Raw genomic sequence first — 15,027 nt, 5'->3', positions numbered from 1 at the left:
CTGTGCGGCGATGGCCGCGCGAGGTCAATCTTCGGAAGGCTTGGCGTTCGGAGGCGTGGATTCACGCCGCCAGCCGATGAGTTCGTCGAAGACGACCATCGCCGCGCCCACCGATATGAAGGCATCGGCAAGGTTGAAGACGGCGAAGGACCAGACCGGCGTGTGGAACAGGATGTAATCGATGACATGGCCGTAGACGGCGCGGTCGATCAGATTGCCCAGCGCGCCGCCGATGATCAGGGCAAAGCCGGTGCGGGCGATGACATGGCCCGATGGCGTGCGCGTGGCGAGGTAAAGCACGAAAGCGACGACCAGCACCGCGATGACAACCAGGCCGGTGTCGCCGAAGGAGGAGAACATCGAGAAGGCGATTCCGGTGTTGTAGGTGCGGAACAGCGCCAGAAAGGGCAGGAGGTCGAGCTTTTCCTGGAAGGGCAGTCCGGCTTCGACCAGTGTCTTTATCCACTGGTCGAGCGCGATGGCGACGATGACGAGCAGCGCGTAGGGAGACCATGATTTCACGATTGGGCAACCCTCATTGCTGGTCCGAAATTGGTTCGAGCTTCAGCGCGCCGCGCCGGATCTCGAACAGCATGATGCCGGTGGCGACCGCGAGATTGAGCGAATCGGCGCGGCCCGCCTGCGGAATCCTGAGCAGCCTGTCGCAGCTTGCCGCCAGGCTTTCGGGCAGGCCCTGCTGCTCATTGCCCATCATCAGCAGCACCGGCCCGCGGGAAAAATCGACCGAGCGGTAGTCGACCGCGCCTTTCAGATGCGTGCCGGCAACGAGCCCTGAAAAACCGCCTCGCCAGGCAAGGAATGCCTCTGTCGTTGCCTTGGCCACCGGTATGGCGAAGATCGACCCCATGGTGGCGCGCACCGTTTCCACCGAAAACGGATCGGTGGTGTCGCCGACCAGGATGACGCCCTTGGCGCCGACGGCATCGACGGTGCGGATGACGGTGCCGAGATTGCCGGGATCGCGCACCCGGTCGAGCGCTACCCAGACATCGCCATTGTCGGCACGGATGTCCTTCAAGGCCAGGAATTTCTGCGAGAAGACGCCGACCACCATTTGTGGATTGTCGCGGCGGGTGATGGCGACAAGCACCTTTTCCGATACTTCGAGCACGGTGCCGCCGGCGGCGACGGTGCGTGCCGCGACCTTTTCCACGGCCGCGTTGCCGCGTCCGGCCTTGGCGAAAACCAACGTCCTGATCTGCCAGCCCAAGTCGAGCGCATCGATGACCAGCTTCAGCCCCTCGGCCATGAAGGCGTTCTGCTGGTCGCGGAATTTCTTCAAGGCAAGTGCCTTGATGTCCTTGATCAGCGGATTGGCAAGGCTGGTGACTTCCTTCACCTGACCGGGCGCGCCGGCATGCCGTTCGTTCATGTCAGGCCACCCAGCGCGAAAACAGCGACGTCGAAAGCCCCCGGCCGGCGGACTTTTCACGGATGATCAGCTCACCCGATTCAACCTTGCCGCCCATGCCGGCGAAGGTGTCGCGCATCAGAGCGTGGATGGCGAAGAAGGAGGCACGAATCGAATAGGCGGTCAGCACCACGGCAAGCGGTTTCGGAGTCAGGATCGAGCGACAGAGATCCGTCAAATCAGGCAGGTCCTCGAACAATTGCCAGACCTCGCCCTTGGGGCCGCGGCCATAGGCCGGCGGATCGAACAGGATGATGTCGTAACGGCTGCCGCGACGCTCCTCGCGTTCGGCGAACTTGACCGCGTCGTCGACGATCCAGCGGATCGGCTTGGCGCCAAGGCCTGATATCTCCTGGTTTTCGCGGGCCCAGCCGATCGCCTTCTTCGAGGCGTCGACATGGGTGACCTCGGCGCCGGCGCGCGCGGCCACCAGCGAGGCAAGGCCGGTATAGCCGAACAGGTTGAGTACCTTGACCGGCCGCCTGGCGGCGGCGATCAGCCCGGCCATATGGTCCCAGTGCGAGGCCTGCTCGGGAAAGACGCCGACATGGCGAAACGAGGTGAAGCGGCCGAGATAGTCGATGCCGTCATGCTTCATCGGCCAGGTTTCGCCGAGCGGCGTCTTGGGAAAACGCCAGCGGCCGATGCCCTCCTCGTCGGTGTCGCCGGTGAAGATCGCGTCGGCACGCTCCCAGTCCTTGGCCGGCAGAGCCTTCTGCCAGATCGCCTGGCCCTCGGGCCGCACGATCCGGTAGGGGCCATATTGTTCAAGCTTTTGTCCCGCGCCGCTGTCGAGCAGCGCGTAATCCGCGTTGGGTGCCACTTCGAGGATTACCGGAAGTTGCTCAGCGGGCAGGACGCCGTCGCGACGGGCTAGGTTGCGGGGCGTGGATTTTGGTGCGGGCTGGTCCGGCTTCAGGTCTTGCCGCGGCCTGACCTCCGGCCTGGCCACGCCGCGACCTTCCGGTGGACGCGATTGCGCGGCTTCGCCTTTACCCGGTTGATGCGGGCGGCCGTCGCGGCGTTTGTCGCGAAAAGACTTCAAGAGACAGCTTCTCCGGCGGTTCGGCCCGCTTCTGCCACAGCTATGCCCATCGGCGCAACAAACCCGAGCCACATTGCGATTGCGAGGGTTAGGGCGATTGGGACGATGGCTTAGCCGCCACGTCCGATCGAAAGCAGTGCGACAACCAGCGAAACGAAGCCGGCAGCCTTGGCCGCCGTGACGGCCATGTGGCCGGTTTCCCAGCGCAGCCGTATGACTTCGAAATTGTCTGGAATTCGCCCCGGCACCCAGGTGGCGAGAATTTTATTGGCCGGTCTGACGAGAATGAACCAAAGCACGAGTGATAGTACATAGAGCAAGGTGGCGGCGAGTGCGAACCAGAACGCCGGCCGATCCTGGCGCAGCAGCCATGCCAGCAGTCCCGGGCCAATGATTGCCGCGACATCCAGCGGCGCGCCAACGATTGCGAAGAGCAGGAACTGGCCGTTGAAAACGGTGGCCTCGCGCCAAAGCGCCGGAGACCATCGGGTGAGTCGGGGCGCCGATTCCAGGACATGGGCGAAGGACGGTCCGAGGCTGAGCGCAGCGATCATTGCGGTCAAGACAGACCAGAACAGCAGGAAGCCGTATAGTCGCATGACGCAACAACGATTCCGCGCCGAAGCCGTTCCGAACGGCCGCACTTGCCATTGCCGCGGCTCTGGCCCTATCGTTCGGCACTTCGGCACTTCGGCACTTCGGCACTTCGGGCCGATTGCCGGGCAGCGTTGGCCGACGGACAACAGGCCAATTAGGAACAGACATGAACGCTTGTTGGATCGCGGTGGCGTCGGCGCAGCATGTCCGGCGCGGCCGCCAGGACGGCTTCATGCAGGTCAACCATGGCAAGGCGGCACCGCTGCGCCGCGTCAGGCCCGGTGACGGCATCGTCTATTACTCGCCGACCACGGTTTTGGGGGAGAAGGACGGTCTGCAGGCGTTCACGGCGATCGGCACGGTGCGGGAAGGAGACCCCTACCAAGGCGACATGGGCGGCGGCTTCACGCCGTTCCGCCGCGATGTCGACTGGGCACAGGCACAGGAAACGCCGATCAAGCCATTGCTTGAGAGGCTGGAGTTCACCTCAGGCAAATCGAACTGGGGCTACCCGTTGCGCTTTGGCTTGTTCGCCATCAGCATGGCCGATTTCGCTTTGATCGCGGAGACGATGGGCGCCAAACTCGCTTCGACTAGCCCCTGAGTGCCTTGTAGACGGCAATGCCGGCGGCCAAGTCCTCCAGCGCGGCGCCGACCGACTTGAACAGCGTAATCTCGTCCGGGCTGCCGCGACCTTCCTTTTGGCCGCGCGCCAGTTCGTGCAGGTCGGCCACGATGGCGTCCGGCTTCAGCACGCCTGAGGCCAGTGGCTGGACGATGTCGCCGGCTTCCTTGGTGGCGCCGGCACGGGTGTCGACATAGACGCGGGCGCGCATGATCGCGTCGTCATCGCTTTCGCGCATCGCAGGCGTGAAGCCGCCGACCAGGTCGACATGGGTTCCCGGCCGCAGCAACGTGCCCTTGATCAGCGGCGTGGTGGTGATTGTCGCCGAGGAGACGATGTCGGCCTGGCCAAGCTCGGCATCGAGATCGGTCGCGGCGCCGGCCGCGAAGCCCTCGGCGCGCAGATCGGCCGCGACTTTCTCGGCGTTGGCCGGGGTGCGGTTCCAGATGCGAATGGTCTTGATCGGTCGCACGGCGCTGTGCGCCTTGGCCAGGAAGGGCGACAGCGCGCCGGCGCCGACCACGAGCAGCCGCGAGGCATCGTCGCGGGCGAGATAGGACGCGGCGAGCGCCGAGGCGCACGCCGTGCGCCACTGCGTCAGCCGCTGGCCGTCGATCAGGGCTTCCGGCTCGCCGGTGCTGCCATCGAGCAGGAGATAGAGCCCCATCACGGCGGGCTTGCCGACGGCGTTGTTGTCGGGCGAGACGGTGACGATCTTGACGCCGATATGGCCGCCGGCGCAACCACCCGCGGCGTGAAAATCGGTCCAGGCGGGCATCAGCAACAAGGTCGACGCCGCGCCGTCAGGCCTTTCGACCGCGTGATGATGCCTGACCGGCTGCACCGCGCCCTCGCGAAATGCCGTGCGCAATGTATCGACCAGTCCAGGAAAGGTCAGCGCACGATCGACCTCCGCGGCCGAAATGGTCAGCATGAAAAGCTCCGTAAAAGAAACGCGCCGACCTGCGGCTCAATTGGTCGGCTTCGGCAATGCCGACCCCTGGGCCGGCCCCTGAGCCGACCCTTGGGCCGACCCTTGAGCCGACCCTTGAGCGGATCCTTGGGCTGATGCCTGCGACACCGCGGGCGTGCGGCTGACTGCCTGGCGCAGGTTTTCGGCCTCGACACCGCGCTGGCGTGCCAGTTTGCGGTAGTGGCCCTGCTTGACCCATGTCGCCAGGCTGCCGACGACCATGCCGATGGCGAGCGCCAGGAACAGGAAGATGAACAGCGGCAAGGTGAGCGTCAGCTTCGGATTGCCGGGATTGAACGGGTCCAGCGTGAAGGCGACGAGTTCGCGGTTGGCCACGGCCAATGCGATCAGGATGATCGCTAGGGGCACGAAGACCACGATGAGCATGAGGCGATTGAGCATGATGTTTTCCGTCGCAAGCGGGCCGATAGGGCCGTCCGGCGCTGACGCGCCTACTTGCCGCCGTTCAGCCTTTCACGCAATTCCTTGCCGGTCTTGAAGAACGGCACCCATTTCTCCTCGACCTCGACGGATTCGCCAGTACGCGGGTTGCGGCCGGTGCGGGCAGGTCGGTTCTTCACCGAAAAAGCGCCGAAACCGCGCAATTCGACCCGGTTGCCCTCGGCAAGCGCGTCGGTGATTTCATCGAAGATCGCGCCGACGATGTTTTCGACGTCGCGCAGGAAAAGATGCGGATTGCGCGTGGCAATAATCTGCACAAGCTCGGACTTGATCATCAGACGGGTCCCCGTGAAAGCAGTTCGGCCAAAATTATCAGGATGATTTTATTTGCTTTTTCAGCTGTCCCAACGCGTCTCAAGGGTGCCAGACGGAAACGAGACCGTCAAGAAACAAGCGGTCGGCGCCAAGTTCATGGATCACGTCGCCGCCGGAGTCCGGCAGGCCGAGCGCGCCGGCGATCGTGCGTGCCATCGCCTTCGAGAACAGGAAACCGCCGCGCCGTTCCGTGTCCTTCCACTCGACCACCTTGAGCTTGGCATCGACACCCTTGGTCGCCAGCCAGTCGATCGCCACGGACTCCCCGCCGACAGCGTCGATCAGCCCGTTGGCAACACCCTGGCGGCCAGTGAAGATCGAACCGTCGGCCAGCGCCAGCGCCTGTTCGTGGGTCATCTTGCGGCGTTCGGCGACGATGCCGACGAACCAGTCGTAGCTGTCCAGGATGAGCTTGCGGACCATGGCGCGCTCGTCGTCATTGGTCGGCTTGAAGGGCGAGGGTGAGGCTTTCAGCGGCGAGGATTTGACCTCCTCCAGCTTGACGCCGAGCTTGTCCATCAGGCCGCTGACGTCAGGATACTGGATCAGCACGCCGATCGAGCCGACGATCGAGGTCTTGCGGGCGACAATATGGTCGGCGGCACTGGCGATCATGTAGCCCGCCGACGCGGCGAGCGTACCGACCTCGGCCACGACAGGCTTGTCGGCGGCCAGCTTGCGAACCTCCTCGTAGATCGATTCCCCGCCGACGGTGGTGCCGCCAGGAGAATCGACCACAAGGATCACGCCTTTTACTTTCGGCGACTGGCGGATGGCTTCCAACCGCTTGATCAGTTCGTCGTCCTCGGTGATTGTGCCTTCGACCCTCACCTTGGCGATGTGATCGACGGCGGAGCCGCCGAAATCGTCGCCATAGAACCAGGCCGACAGCGCAATCACCCCGAGCGCCACGATGCCAAAGGCCGCAACACGCCAGAAAGTCAGCTTGCGCCGCAAGCGGCGGCGGTCGATCAGGTCGTCGGCTCTCAATGCCATCGTCAGCCTCACAGTCATCGGGAAGAGACGCTTTTAGACCATGATGTCTTGATCGGGAAGCAGTTCCGTCCCGCACATGGCGCGGCAATCCGCGCGCAGGGGTCCGTGTTGTCTGTTTCGTGACTGGCCTGTGGGGGCGGCGCAAGGTAAGTGGGAAGAACTTCGGTGGTGAAAAAAGACGCAAGGGCGTCTATTTCTGTTATGAAGCATTGGCTGTTGCGCTGACCCGGGTTTCGTTTGTGCACGGCAGCTGTCACATTTTTGCGGTTTTCGTCGGCTTGTGCTTGCGCGAGGGCGCTGGCCTCCCACCTATAGGCGGTGCTCCCCGGGCAGGGGTTTTAGAAGAAAGCAGTCATGTTAGCGCGACCGAATGAACCGACCAGCCCGGAGACGGAGTTGGCTCCCCCGGCGGATGGCTGGACGCGGGGCGAAGCTTTCGACCGCGCCCAACGTCATTCGCGCCGCGTGCGCGTGCTCAAATTCGCCGTGCCCTTGGCCGCGGCATTGATTGCCATCGCCTTCCCGGTCTATTCCTACCTCGCCGCGCCCGTCTCCGTCGCGGTGCAGGCCGAAGGCACAGCCTTCTCCAACGGCAAGCTGGTGATGGCCAATCCCAAACTCAACGGTTTCACCAAGCAGAAGCAGCCCTATTCGATGACGGCGCTGCGTGCCATCCAGGATGTGAGCACGCAAGGCATCATCGAACTCGAAGGCATCGACGCCAAGGTGCCGATCGCCCCCGACAATGTCGCGGCGATCAAAGCCTCGCGCGGTACCTACGATCGCGACGGCAATACGATGAAGCTGAACAGCGACGTCACCATCACCACGACCGACGGCCTGCAAGCCAAGTTCAAATCGGTCTTCCTCGACATGGGCAAAGGCACTATGAAGACGGATGATCCCGTCGATGTCAGCCGTGGCGGGTCGCAGATCAGGGCGGATTCGATGTCGGTCCAGGACAATGGCAAGATCCTGGTGTTCGAGAACAAGGTTCGTGTCAACATCGATCCCGCCGTTCTAAAGGCGGCTGAGGCAAAGGGCGAAGAAGCGAATGTGGCTCAATAGTTCGACACGGCTTGCGGCCGCAACTTCGGCGCTGTTCCTGCTCAGCCTGGCGCCGGCGCTGGCGCAGTCGGGAGCGGCCAGCCAGGTGTCGGGTCTCAAATTGGCCGGCGACAAGCCGATCCAGATCGAAAGCGACAAGCTGGAAGTCCATCAGGCCGACAGCGTCGCGATCTTCACCGGCAATGTCACCGTCGTCCAGGGGCCGACGCTGATGAAGGCCGGCAAGATGATGGTCTACTACGTCAAGGACCCCAACGCGGGCGCCAAGGGCGCTGAAGCCGCTGGCGCGGCGGCCATGACCGGCTCGGCCAACATCGATCACCTGGAGATCTCCGACAAGGTCTACATCAAGTCGGATCAGCAGGTCGCGACCGGCGATCAGGGCAGTTTCGACATGAAGAGCCAGGTGCTGGTGCTTTCGGGCAAAAAGGTCGTCCTTTCGCAAAACGACAATGTTCTGGTCGGCTGCAAGCTCACCGTACAGATGAAAACCGGGCTCGCTCAAGTCGATCCATGCGCTGGGCAGCGTGTGCAGATGTCGATCACACCCCCGCCGAAATCGGATGCGCCGAAATCGGGAGCGACGAACCCCTGATGGTCAGCCTGTCGTCGCTGACGGCGCGTCTTCCGGGACGGGCCGCAGGCAAGCTTTCGGCTCCGGCCACGGTCACTGTCGACAAGGCGAAGTTCAAGGGAACCTTGATCGCCAAGGGTCTGACCAAGAGCTACAAGGGCCGCAAGGTCGTCAGCGGCGTTACGCTGGGCGTGCGCGCCGGCGAGGCCGTCGGGCTGCTCGGCCCCAACGGCGCCGGCAAGACGACCTGTTTCTACATGGTCACGGGCCTGGTGCCGGTGGATGAAGGCACGATCGAAATCGACGGCTTCGACGTCACCTCGATGCCGATGTATCGTCGCGCGCGCCTCGGCATCGGCTATCTGCCTCAGGAGGCCTCGATCTTTCGCGGCCTCAATGTCGAGCAGAACATCCGCGCCGTGCTCGAAGTGGTCGAAAAGGATCGCAAGGTCCGCGAGCGCAACCTCGACGAACTGCTCGAGGAATTTCACATCAGCCATCTACGCAAGGCGCCATCCATGTCGCTCTCGGGCGGCGAAAGGCGTCGCCTGGAAATCGCGCGGGCGCTGGCGACACGCCCGGCCTACATGCTGCTCGACGAGCCCTTCGCCGGCATCGATCCGATCGCCGTCGCCGATATCCAGCAACTGGTGCGTCACCTGACAGCGCGCGGCATCGGGGTCCTCATCACCGACCACAATGTGCGTGAGACGCTCGGCCTGATCGATCGTGCCTATATCATCCACGCCGGCCAGGTGCTCACTCACGGCCGCGCCGACGAAGTTGTGGCAAATCCCGATGTGCGGCGGCTTTATCTCGGCGAGGGTTTTACGCTCTGAGCGTGAAATTTGTTTCCTGATACGATTTTTTGCCCGCCAGCGACCTATTTTCCGCGATTTTGCTCCGGGATAACGCTCCGGTAAGCGGGTTTTGCTAGGCTTTGCCTTGACAAGCAAAAGCCGGGCCAGTTTCTATGGCCGGCCGTGAAATTCATTTCCGGAAGTTGGAACGCGTAGAGGAGGCGTTTGAAACCGAACCATGGCATTGGCGGCCAAACTACAGCTCCGACAGTCGCAGTCGCTGGTGATGACGCCGCAGCTGATGCAGTCGATTCGGCTGCTGCAGTTCACCCATGTCGAACTCGAGCACTTCATCGACGAGGAGATCGAGCGCAACCCCCTGCTGGAGCGCGCCGAGCCGCAGGATGATGCCGCGAGCGACCAGGCGCAGAAGCCCGACGTAGAGCCGCAAGCGGCCGCCGATGGCGACTGGTTCGAGAACGAGGCGGGATGGAGCGCCGAAGCGATTTCGGAAAAGCTCGACACATCCCTGGAAAACCTGTTTCCCGATGACCCCGGCACCAGCGAGCGGCTGGGGCCCGACCTGACGGCGCAATGGAAATCGGCTTCGGGCAGTGGAGGCTCCTCGTCCGAGGGGCTCGACGCCGGCGACATGGCGGCGAGCGGGATCACGCTGCGCGACCATGTCGGCGAGCAGGTCGCGCTCGCCTTCATCGATCCCGTCGCGCGGCTGATCGCCGGAGAACTTGCCGATGGGCTCGACGAGACGGGCTATGTCAGGGCCGATCTGGCGGAGATCGCCGCGCGGCTTGGCACCAACGAGGTCGCGGTGGGCAAGGTGCTGGCCGTGTGCCAGACCTTCGAGCCGGCCGGCCTGTTTGCCCGGGATCTCGCGGAATGCCTTTCGCTGCAGCTTGCCGTGCGTGACCGTCTCGATCCGGCCATGAAGGCCCTGGTCGCCAATCTCGAATTGCTGGCGCGCCGCGATTTTCAGACGCTGAAGCGGCTCTGCGGCGTCGACGAAGAGGATTTGCTGGACATGCTGGCCGAAATCCGGGCGCTCGACCCGCGGCCGGGCATGGCGTTTTCGGGCGGTGCCAGCGATGCGATCGTCGCCGATGTCGAGGTGCGGGCGGCCAATGACGGCAGCTGGACCGTCGAACTCAATGCCGAAACGCTGCCGCGTGTGCTGGTCGACCACATCTATTTCGCCCAGGTGTCGCCGCACGCGAAGAACCAGGCGGAGAAGGATTTCCTGGCCGAGTGCCTGCAGAACGCCAACTGGCTGACACGCAGCCTCGACCAGCGGGCCAAGACGATCCTCAAAGTGGCCTCGGAAATTGTGCGCCAGCAGGATGCCTTCCTCGTCCATGGCGTGCGCCAGCTGAAGCCACTCAACCTGCGCACGGTGGCGGACGCCATCGGCATGCACGAATCGACGGTCAGCCGGGTGACCGCCAACAAATACATGCTCACCCCGCGCGGCGTGTTCGAGCTGCGCTACTTCTTCACGGCCTCGATCGCGGCATCGGGTGGTGGCGATGCGCATTCCTCGGAAGCGGTGCGTGATCGCATCAAGCAAATGATTGACGAGGAGAAGCCCGTCGATGTGCTGTCGGACGATGCTATTGTCGACATGCTCAGGGAAAGCGGTGTCGATATCGCCCGGCGCACGGTCGCCAAGTACCGGGAAGGCATGAATATTCCCTCCTCGGTACAGCGCCGGCGCGAGAAACGGGCGCTCGCCAGCGCCGGCCGCTAGGCGTTCACGATTTCCACAGCTTTCAAGTTTCATTGACAAGCCACGGTGAAGTGGCTAGAAGCCCGCCCGCATGAGACGGGCTTGATGCCCGCTAGCGGATGGTCCGTCACGACAATGACCCGGGATGGTCAAGAAGGCGGCTTGTGATCAACCGGAAAGTTCGGATTTAAATCGGCGCGAGTGACGCCGCAAAGCTTGTGCGCACGGATCACGAGTATAAACTCGGGCCAGTTTGAAGCCTGAGCAAGGAAGGTCAGTTTTCAGATGAATCTGCGCATTTCGGGAAAGCACATGGATATCGGCGATGCGTTCCGTACACGCATCAACGATCGTGTCGGTGAAGCGATCGGCAAATATTTCGATCGCGGCTTCGCGGGGCATGTCACGGTCATAAAATCGGGCTCGCGCTATTCCGCGGATTGCATGATCCGGCTGGATTCCGGCGCCTCGCTGCAGGCCACCGGCGATGCCCAGGATCCGACACTCGCCTTCGAGGCCGCGGCCGATCGGCTGGAAACCCGGCTTCGGCGTTACAAGCGCCGTCTGAAATCGCACAATTCAGGCAATGGAAACGGCGAGTTGACCGACATCGCTTACACGGTGATGGCACCGCTTGCCGATGACGATGAGGAAATCCCGGAGGATTTCGCACCGGCCATCGTCGCCGAATCGACCATGACGCTGAAGACCATGTCGGTGGCCTCGGCCGTCATCGAACTCGATACCAAGGACAGTCCCGTGCTTGTTTTCCGCAATGCCGGAACCGACCATCTCAACATCGTCTATCGCCGGCCCGACGGAAACATCGGCTGGATCGATCCGTCCACGACCAAAGTCGCACAGGGATAAAAGCCAGCCGCACGAGGGGTGGGGACTGGCGCGGCAGGCGAACAAGGATTTTCAAGCATGGATCTGAGCGATCTTATCAGCGTTCCGGCGATTTTGCCGGCGTTGAAGGCGAACTCCAAGAAGCAGCTTCTGCAATTGCTGTCCGAACGGGCGGCGACCGTTTCAGGCATTCCGGAACGGGAGGTGTTCGACACCATCCTGCAGCGCGAGCGGCTGGGCTCGACCGGCGTCGGCAACGGCATCGCCATCCCGCATGGCAAGCTCGCCGGCGTGAAGCGCATCGCCGGCGTTTTCGCCCGGCTGGAGACGCCGGTCGATTTCGAATCGCTGGATGACCAGCCGGTCGATCTGGTGTTCCTGCTGCTGGCGCCCGAAGGGGCGGGTGCCGATCATCTCAAGGCACTGTCGCGCATTGCGCGCGTGCTGCGCGACGCCGACACCGTGGCCAAGGTCAGGGGCACGCGCGACGCCGCGGCGATCCATGCGCTTTTGTCGGATACGCAGGCCTCGCACGCGGCCTGAAGCCATCTTTTTAAATATTGCTCCAAGGGCCGCCATGGGCGGCCCTTTCAGTTCAGCCAACCAATTGTCTTTAATGAATGGCGACGGTGGTCAGGTCGTTTTCCATGGCGCCGGCCAGCGCGCGGTCACGCGCGTCGGAAAGCAGGATCGGCTGGCCATTGGCTCCAAACAGAGCCCAAAGCTCCATGCCGGGCGCGATTTCACCGATGTTGGGGAAGCGGCCGAGCAGTTCGTCGCTCGAAACCTTGCGCAGATAGGCGACAGAGCCTTCGCCGAGATGGGCGAATTCGCCGTTGGTCATGGTGATGGTTTCGTCAGTTCTGGTCATTTCAAGCCTCCTTGGCGCGAGGACGCCGCTCAAGGCCATCCCGCATGAGAGCCATCGGTAAAGATCAGTCTTTCACCGATATGTTTATTTTCCGTACCAGCCGTTCCGACTCCGGCCGATCAAGGTCGATCGACAAAAGGCCGTTCTTAAGCTCCGCCGCGATCACACGCATGCCATCGGCCAGCACGAAGCAGCGCTGGAACTGGCGTGCGGCAATGCCGCGATGAAGGAATTCGCGCTCGGTATCGTCGGTCTGGCGACCGCGCACGACCAACTGGTTTTCCTCCGTTGTCACATCGAGATCGCTTTCGGCGAAACCGGCGACGGCGAGTGTAATGCGCAGCCTTTCGGCGTTGCCGTCGGCACCGCTCAGGCGCTCGATGTTGTAGGGAGGGTAGCTGTCGCCGGACTTCGCCAGACGCTCCAGGGTCTTTTCCATGGCGTCGAAACCCAGGAGAAGCGGGCTGGAGAAAGGCGTCATTCGGCTCATGTTACACTGTCCTCTCAAGAGCGACATAAACTGGAAAAACCCAAATGGCATTTTTCCCGGTGGTCTTGATATGGTCCGCCCCGCGAGCAAGTTCAAGCCACCGAAAGACCCGTCCAAGGAGGCCATGTCGCGGACCCACGGAAATAGCCCAGGATCACGTCGTGGACTCACAGGAATAATCGACATGGCGCTTGAAACGACGCGCGGATGCAAGGAGAAGCGCGCAGGCCGGAACCGTCCCCCGTCAAGCGGTTCAGCAGCTTTGCAGCCGGTTGGCGTCTTTCGGGCGCGGGACCGGTCCGGTGAGCTGATGGCCAGCCAAACAAGGAATTGAAATGCCCCAACCACGCAAGATCATCATCGACACCGATCCCGGCCAGGACGACGCCATCGCGATTCTGCTGGCGCTTGGCAGTCCTGAACTGCAGATCGTCGGCATATCGGCCGTAGCCGGCAACGTGCCGCTGAAGCTCACCGAAAAGAACGCCCGCAAGATCTGCGAACTGGCCGGCCGGCCCGATATCAAGGTCTACTCCGGCGCCATCCGTCCGTTGGCTCGCGAACTGGTCACCGCCGAGGAGGTCCATGGCAAGACGGGCTTGAACGGACCGGATTTACCCGAACCGACAATGAAGCTGCAGGACCAGTATGCCGTCGATTTCATTGTCGAGACGCTGATGAAGGAAGAGAGCGGCACCATCACGCTCTGCCCGCTCGGGCCGCTCACCAATGTTGCGCTGGCGCTAATCCGAGAGCCCCGGATTGCGCCGCGCATCAAGGAAATCGTGCTGATGGGCGGTGGCTTCTTCGAGGGCGGCAACGTCACGCCCACGGCCGAATTCAACATCTATGTCGATCCGCATGCCGCCGACGTCGTTTTCCGGTCCGGCATCCCGATCGTGATGATGCCCCTTGATGTCACCCACAAGGCGCTGACCACGTCCAAGCGCATCGAGGCCTTCCGCAAGCTCGGCACCAAGGTCGGCATCGCCGCCGCCGAGATGCTTGAATTTTTCGAGCGTTACGACGAAGGCAAATACGGCACGGATGGCGGACCGCTGCACGACCCCTGCGTCATCGCCTACTTGTTGAAGCCAGGTCTGTTCAAAGGCCGCTATTGCAATGTCACCGTGGAAACCACCTCCGAACTGACCATGGGCATGACCGTGGTCGACTGGTGGGGGGTTACCTCCAGGGAAAAGAACGCCATGGTGATGCGCGACATCGACCATGATGGTTTCTTCGCGCTGCTGGTGGAGAGGTTGGGGCGGCATAACTGACGTTTGGAACCGCCGACGAGCGCGCGTTGTCACCGGCACGCGTTGTCACCCATTGAGCAATCGATAGGTGTCGACGTCGTGCTTGTGGTGTTGCCGTTCAATAGGAACGAGCGAGCCGACAAGATGCGGTCGCGCGACGTCATCGTCGATCGAAATTCGCGTGTTGTCATCAAGGCGCACGTCGTAAAGTTGTGCAGCAGCGTACAATTCTTCAACATGTCCCTGCGAAGAACGCGCTTTCGCCGTTACTTCGCCTTCGAAAACGCCAGCCACAGGCCGCCGCCGACCATGAAGCTGCCGCTGATCCGCGACAGGAGCTTGATGCGGCTGGCCGACAGCATGCGCCCGGCCCGGCCGGCGGCGAGCGCATAGGTCGAATCCGACATGGCGGCGAAGATCATGGCGGTCAAGCCCATGATGACGATCTGCAGTGGGTAGTTGCCGGCGGGAGATATGAACTGCGGAAAGAAGGCGCCAAAGAAGATCAGTGTCTTTGGATTGCTCAGCGCCACGGCCAAGCCCTGCAGGAAGAAGCCGCCGCGTGGTTTGCGGGCGGTTCCGTCGGCGTTCAGCGTGCCCTTCGAGCGGAACATCTGCACGCCCATCCAGATCAGGTAGGCAGCACCGATCAGCCTGACCCACTCGAACCAGTGGCCCATGCCCGAAATCAGCGTGTTGAGGCCGATGCCGACGATGGCGATCATGACTGCAAGGCCGGCTTGCGTGCCGGCGACATTGGCGAGACCGGCGCGAGTACCGTGGCGGATGCTGTTGGCGATGATCAGTGTGACCGTCGGTCCCGGCACCAGGATGATGACGATGCAGGCAAGGACATAGGCAGCGTAGAGTTCCAGCGACATGATTTTTCCTCGCAACACCGTTATCACGGCCTGTCAGGCGACAATCAAT

The 15,027-nt window shown here is 62.6% G+C and carries 20 protein-coding genes; 8 read left to right on the top strand and 12 right to left on the bottom strand.

The genetic code is table 11. From position 1 onward, the window contains the following. Positions 1 to 24: 24 nt before the first annotated feature. The 4 genes from lspA to AC3CB8_RS29190 all read right to left on the bottom strand — a co-directional run bounded on the left by lspA (position 25) and on the right by AC3CB8_RS29190 (position 3,076). Entirely contained in the window at positions 25 to 522 is a 498-nt protein-coding gene (gene lspA / locus AC3CB8_RS29205; RefSeq protein WP_023770628.1) for a signal peptidase II, read from the bottom strand. Positions 523 to 535: 13 nt separating this feature from the next. Continuing rightward, positions 536 to 1,393, bottom strand: coding sequence for a TrmH family RNA methyltransferase (locus tag AC3CB8_RS29200; RefSeq protein ID WP_023781181.1), 858 nt, complete (start codon positions 1,391 to 1,393; stop codon positions 536 to 538). 1 nt (position 1,394) lies between these two features. Continuing rightward, the gene (locus AC3CB8_RS29195) at positions 1,395 to 2,477 is read right to left on the bottom strand and encodes an RsmD family RNA methyltransferase (RefSeq protein ID WP_023781182.1); all 1,083 of its coding nucleotides are present in this window, start codon (positions 2,475 to 2,477) and stop codon (positions 1,395 to 1,397) included. Between the two features lie 110 nt (positions 2,478 to 2,587). Then, positions 2,588 to 3,076, bottom strand: a complete 489-nt coding sequence (locus AC3CB8_RS29190; protein WP_023770626.1) for a hypothetical protein — start codon at positions 3,074 to 3,076, stop codon at positions 2,588 to 2,590. Positions 3,077 to 3,240: 164 nt separating this feature from the next. Here AC3CB8_RS29190 and AC3CB8_RS29185 point away from each other — a divergent pair, with 164 nt between their 5' ends. Beyond that, positions 3,241 to 3,678, top strand: coding sequence for an EVE domain-containing protein (locus AC3CB8_RS29185; protein WP_023770625.1), 438 nt, complete (start codon positions 3,241 to 3,243; stop codon positions 3,676 to 3,678). On the opposite strand, the gene lhpI is transcribed toward AC3CB8_RS29185, so the two are convergent. The 4 genes from lhpI to sppA form a co-directional block, all read right to left on the bottom strand. Then, a complete protein-coding gene (gene lhpI, locus AC3CB8_RS29180) occupies positions 3,668 to 4,633 on the bottom strand; it encodes a bifunctional Delta(1)-pyrroline-2-carboxylate/Delta(1)-piperideine-2-carboxylate reductase (RefSeq protein ID WP_352563662.1) in 966 nt (321 codons plus the stop codon). The two genes, AC3CB8_RS29185 and lhpI, sit on opposite strands and share 11 nt — an antisense overlap. A 36-nt stretch (positions 4,634 to 4,669) precedes the next feature. Next, on the bottom strand, positions 4,670 to 5,074 hold the full coding sequence (locus tag AC3CB8_RS29175; RefSeq protein ID WP_352563663.1) for a DUF1049 domain-containing protein: 405 nt from the start codon (positions 5,072 to 5,074) through the stop codon (positions 4,670 to 4,672). Between the two features lie 50 nt (positions 5,075 to 5,124). Further along, on the bottom strand, positions 5,125 to 5,409 hold the full coding sequence (locus tag AC3CB8_RS29170) for an integration host factor subunit beta (protein WP_006200394.1): 285 nt from the start codon (positions 5,407 to 5,409) through the stop codon (positions 5,125 to 5,127). A 79-nt stretch (positions 5,410 to 5,488) separates the two neighbouring features. Continuing rightward, entirely contained in the window at positions 5,489 to 6,445 is a 957-nt protein-coding gene (sppA, locus tag AC3CB8_RS29165; protein ID WP_023770622.1) for a signal peptide peptidase SppA, read from the bottom strand. A gap of 354 nt (positions 6,446 to 6,799) precedes the next feature. Between sppA and lptC the strand changes: the two genes are divergently transcribed. The 6 genes from lptC (at position 6,800) to ptsN (ending at position 12,020) form a co-directional block, all read left to right on the top strand. Then, on the top strand, positions 6,800 to 7,513 hold the full coding sequence (gene lptC, locus AC3CB8_RS29160; protein WP_023770621.1) for an LPS export ABC transporter periplasmic protein LptC: 714 nt from the start codon (positions 6,800 to 6,802) through the stop codon (positions 7,511 to 7,513). Continuing rightward, complete coding sequence (locus AC3CB8_RS29155; RefSeq protein WP_023770620.1) at positions 7,500 to 8,108, top strand: LptA/OstA family protein; 609 nt, start codon at positions 7,500 to 7,502, stop codon at positions 8,106 to 8,108. The genes lptC and AC3CB8_RS29155 overlap by 14 nt, the downstream gene beginning before the upstream one ends. Then, positions 8,108 to 8,926 (top strand): LPS export ABC transporter ATP-binding protein, encoded by an 819-nt coding sequence (gene lptB, locus AC3CB8_RS29150; protein ID WP_023770619.1) that lies wholly within the window; start codon positions 8,108 to 8,110, stop codon positions 8,924 to 8,926. The genes AC3CB8_RS29155 and lptB overlap by 1 nt, the downstream gene beginning before the upstream one ends. A gap of 199 nt (positions 8,927 to 9,125) precedes the next feature. Next, on the top strand, positions 9,126 to 10,649 hold the full coding sequence (gene rpoN, locus AC3CB8_RS29145; protein WP_023770618.1) for an RNA polymerase factor sigma-54: 1,524 nt from the start codon (positions 9,126 to 9,128) through the stop codon (positions 10,647 to 10,649). 264 nt (positions 10,650 to 10,913) lie between these two features. Then, positions 10,914 to 11,498: a ribosome hibernation-promoting factor, HPF/YfiA family gene (hpf, locus tag AC3CB8_RS29140; RefSeq protein ID WP_015315719.1), complete on the top strand. Its 585-nt coding sequence runs from the start codon at positions 10,914 to 10,916 to the stop codon at positions 11,496 to 11,498. A 57-nt stretch (positions 11,499 to 11,555) separates the two neighbouring features. Beyond that, the gene (gene ptsN / locus AC3CB8_RS29135) at positions 11,556 to 12,020 is read left to right on the top strand and encodes a PTS IIA-like nitrogen regulatory protein PtsN (protein ID WP_023770617.1); all 465 of its coding nucleotides are present in this window, start codon (positions 11,556 to 11,558) and stop codon (positions 12,018 to 12,020) included. Positions 12,021 to 12,090: 70 nt separating this feature from the next. On the opposite strand, the gene AC3CB8_RS29130 is transcribed toward ptsN, so the two are convergent. Continuing rightward, complete coding sequence (locus AC3CB8_RS29130; RefSeq protein ID WP_023770616.1) at positions 12,091 to 12,348, bottom strand: BQ00720 family protein; 258 nt, start codon at positions 12,346 to 12,348, stop codon at positions 12,091 to 12,093. A gap of 64 nt (positions 12,349 to 12,412) precedes the next feature. Beyond that, positions 12,413 to 12,838 carry an Hsp20 family protein gene (locus AC3CB8_RS29125; protein ID WP_023770615.1) on the bottom strand — a complete coding sequence of 142 codons (426 nt, stop codon included), beginning with the start codon at positions 12,836 to 12,838 and terminating at the stop codon, positions 12,413 to 12,415. Between the two features lie 335 nt (positions 12,839 to 13,173). On the opposite strand from AC3CB8_RS29125, the gene AC3CB8_RS29120 reads away from it, so the two are divergent. Next, complete coding sequence (locus tag AC3CB8_RS29120; protein WP_023770614.1) at positions 13,174 to 14,118, top strand: nucleoside hydrolase; 945 nt, start codon at positions 13,174 to 13,176, stop codon at positions 14,116 to 14,118. Positions 14,119 to 14,163: 45 nt separating this feature from the next. Here AC3CB8_RS29120 and AC3CB8_RS29115 read toward each other — a convergent pair whose 3' ends face one another. Next, positions 14,164 to 14,391 carry a hypothetical protein gene (locus tag AC3CB8_RS29115; RefSeq protein ID WP_156939345.1) on the bottom strand — a complete coding sequence of 76 codons (228 nt, stop codon included), beginning with the start codon at positions 14,389 to 14,391 and terminating at the stop codon, positions 14,164 to 14,166. Beyond that, positions 14,364 to 14,978, bottom strand: coding sequence for a LysE family translocator (locus AC3CB8_RS29110; protein WP_023770612.1), 615 nt, complete (start codon positions 14,976 to 14,978; stop codon positions 14,364 to 14,366). The genes AC3CB8_RS29115 and AC3CB8_RS29110 overlap by 28 nt, the downstream gene beginning before the upstream one ends. Positions 14,979 to 15,027: the final 49 nt, after the last annotated feature.

This window comes from Mesorhizobium sp. P160927 (assembly GCF_057766385.1).
Note: the sequence above shows the minus strand (reverse complement) of the source record. Positions and strands in the feature narration are given on the sequence as shown.

Bases quoted from the DNA above. Each gene is read 5' to 3' on its own strand.
- ptsN (WP_023770617.1), top strand. From the start codon at position 11,556: ATGGATCTGAGCGATCTTATCAGCGTTCCGGCGATTTTGCCGGCGTTG.
- lptB (WP_023770619.1), top strand. From the start codon at position 8,108: ATGGTCAGCCTGTCGTCGCTGACGGCGCGTCTTCCGGGACGGGCCGCA.
- AC3CB8_RS29175 (WP_352563663.1), bottom strand. From the start codon at position 5,074: ATGCTCAATCGCCTCATGCTCATCGTGGTCTTCGTGCCCCTAGCGATC.
- rpoN (WP_023770618.1), top strand. From the start codon at position 9,126: ATGGCATTGGCGGCCAAACTACAGCTCCGACAGTCGCAGTCGCTGGTG.
- AC3CB8_RS29110 (WP_023770612.1), bottom strand. From the start codon at position 14,978: ATGTCGCTGGAACTCTACGCTGCCTATGTCCTTGCCTGCATCGTCATC.
- AC3CB8_RS29120 (WP_023770614.1), top strand. From the start codon at position 13,174: ATGCCCCAACCACGCAAGATCATCATCGACACCGATCCCGGCCAGGAC.
- hpf (WP_015315719.1), top strand. From the start codon at position 10,914: ATGAATCTGCGCATTTCGGGAAAGCACATGGATATCGGCGATGCGTTC.
- AC3CB8_RS29170 (WP_006200394.1), bottom strand. From the start codon at position 5,409: ATGATCAAGTCCGAGCTTGTGCAGATTATTGCCACGCGCAATCCGCAT.
- AC3CB8_RS29185 (WP_023770625.1), top strand. From the start codon at position 3,241: ATGAACGCTTGTTGGATCGCGGTGGCGTCGGCGCAGCATGTCCGGCGC.
- AC3CB8_RS29190 (WP_023770626.1), bottom strand. From the start codon at position 3,076: ATGCGACTATACGGCTTCCTGCTGTTCTGGTCTGTCTTGACCGCAATG.
- lhpI (WP_352563662.1), bottom strand. From the start codon at position 4,633: ATGCTGACCATTTCGGCCGCGGAGGTCGATCGTGCGCTGACCTTTCCT.
- sppA (WP_023770622.1), bottom strand. From the start codon at position 6,445: ATGGCATTGAGAGCCGACGACCTGATCGACCGCCGCCGCTTGCGGCGC.
- AC3CB8_RS29200 (WP_023781181.1), bottom strand. From the start codon at position 1,393: ATGAACGAACGGCATGCCGGCGCGCCCGGTCAGGTGAAGGAAGTCACC.
- AC3CB8_RS29155 (WP_023770620.1), top strand. From the start codon at position 7,500: ATGTGGCTCAATAGTTCGACACGGCTTGCGGCCGCAACTTCGGCGCTG.
- AC3CB8_RS29125 (WP_023770615.1), bottom strand. From the start codon at position 12,838: ATGAGCCGAATGACGCCTTTCTCCAGCCCGCTTCTCCTGGGTTTCGAC.
- lptC (WP_023770621.1), top strand. From the start codon at position 6,800: ATGTTAGCGCGACCGAATGAACCGACCAGCCCGGAGACGGAGTTGGCT.
- AC3CB8_RS29130 (WP_023770616.1), bottom strand. From the start codon at position 12,348: ATGACCAGAACTGACGAAACCATCACCATGACCAACGGCGAATTCGCC.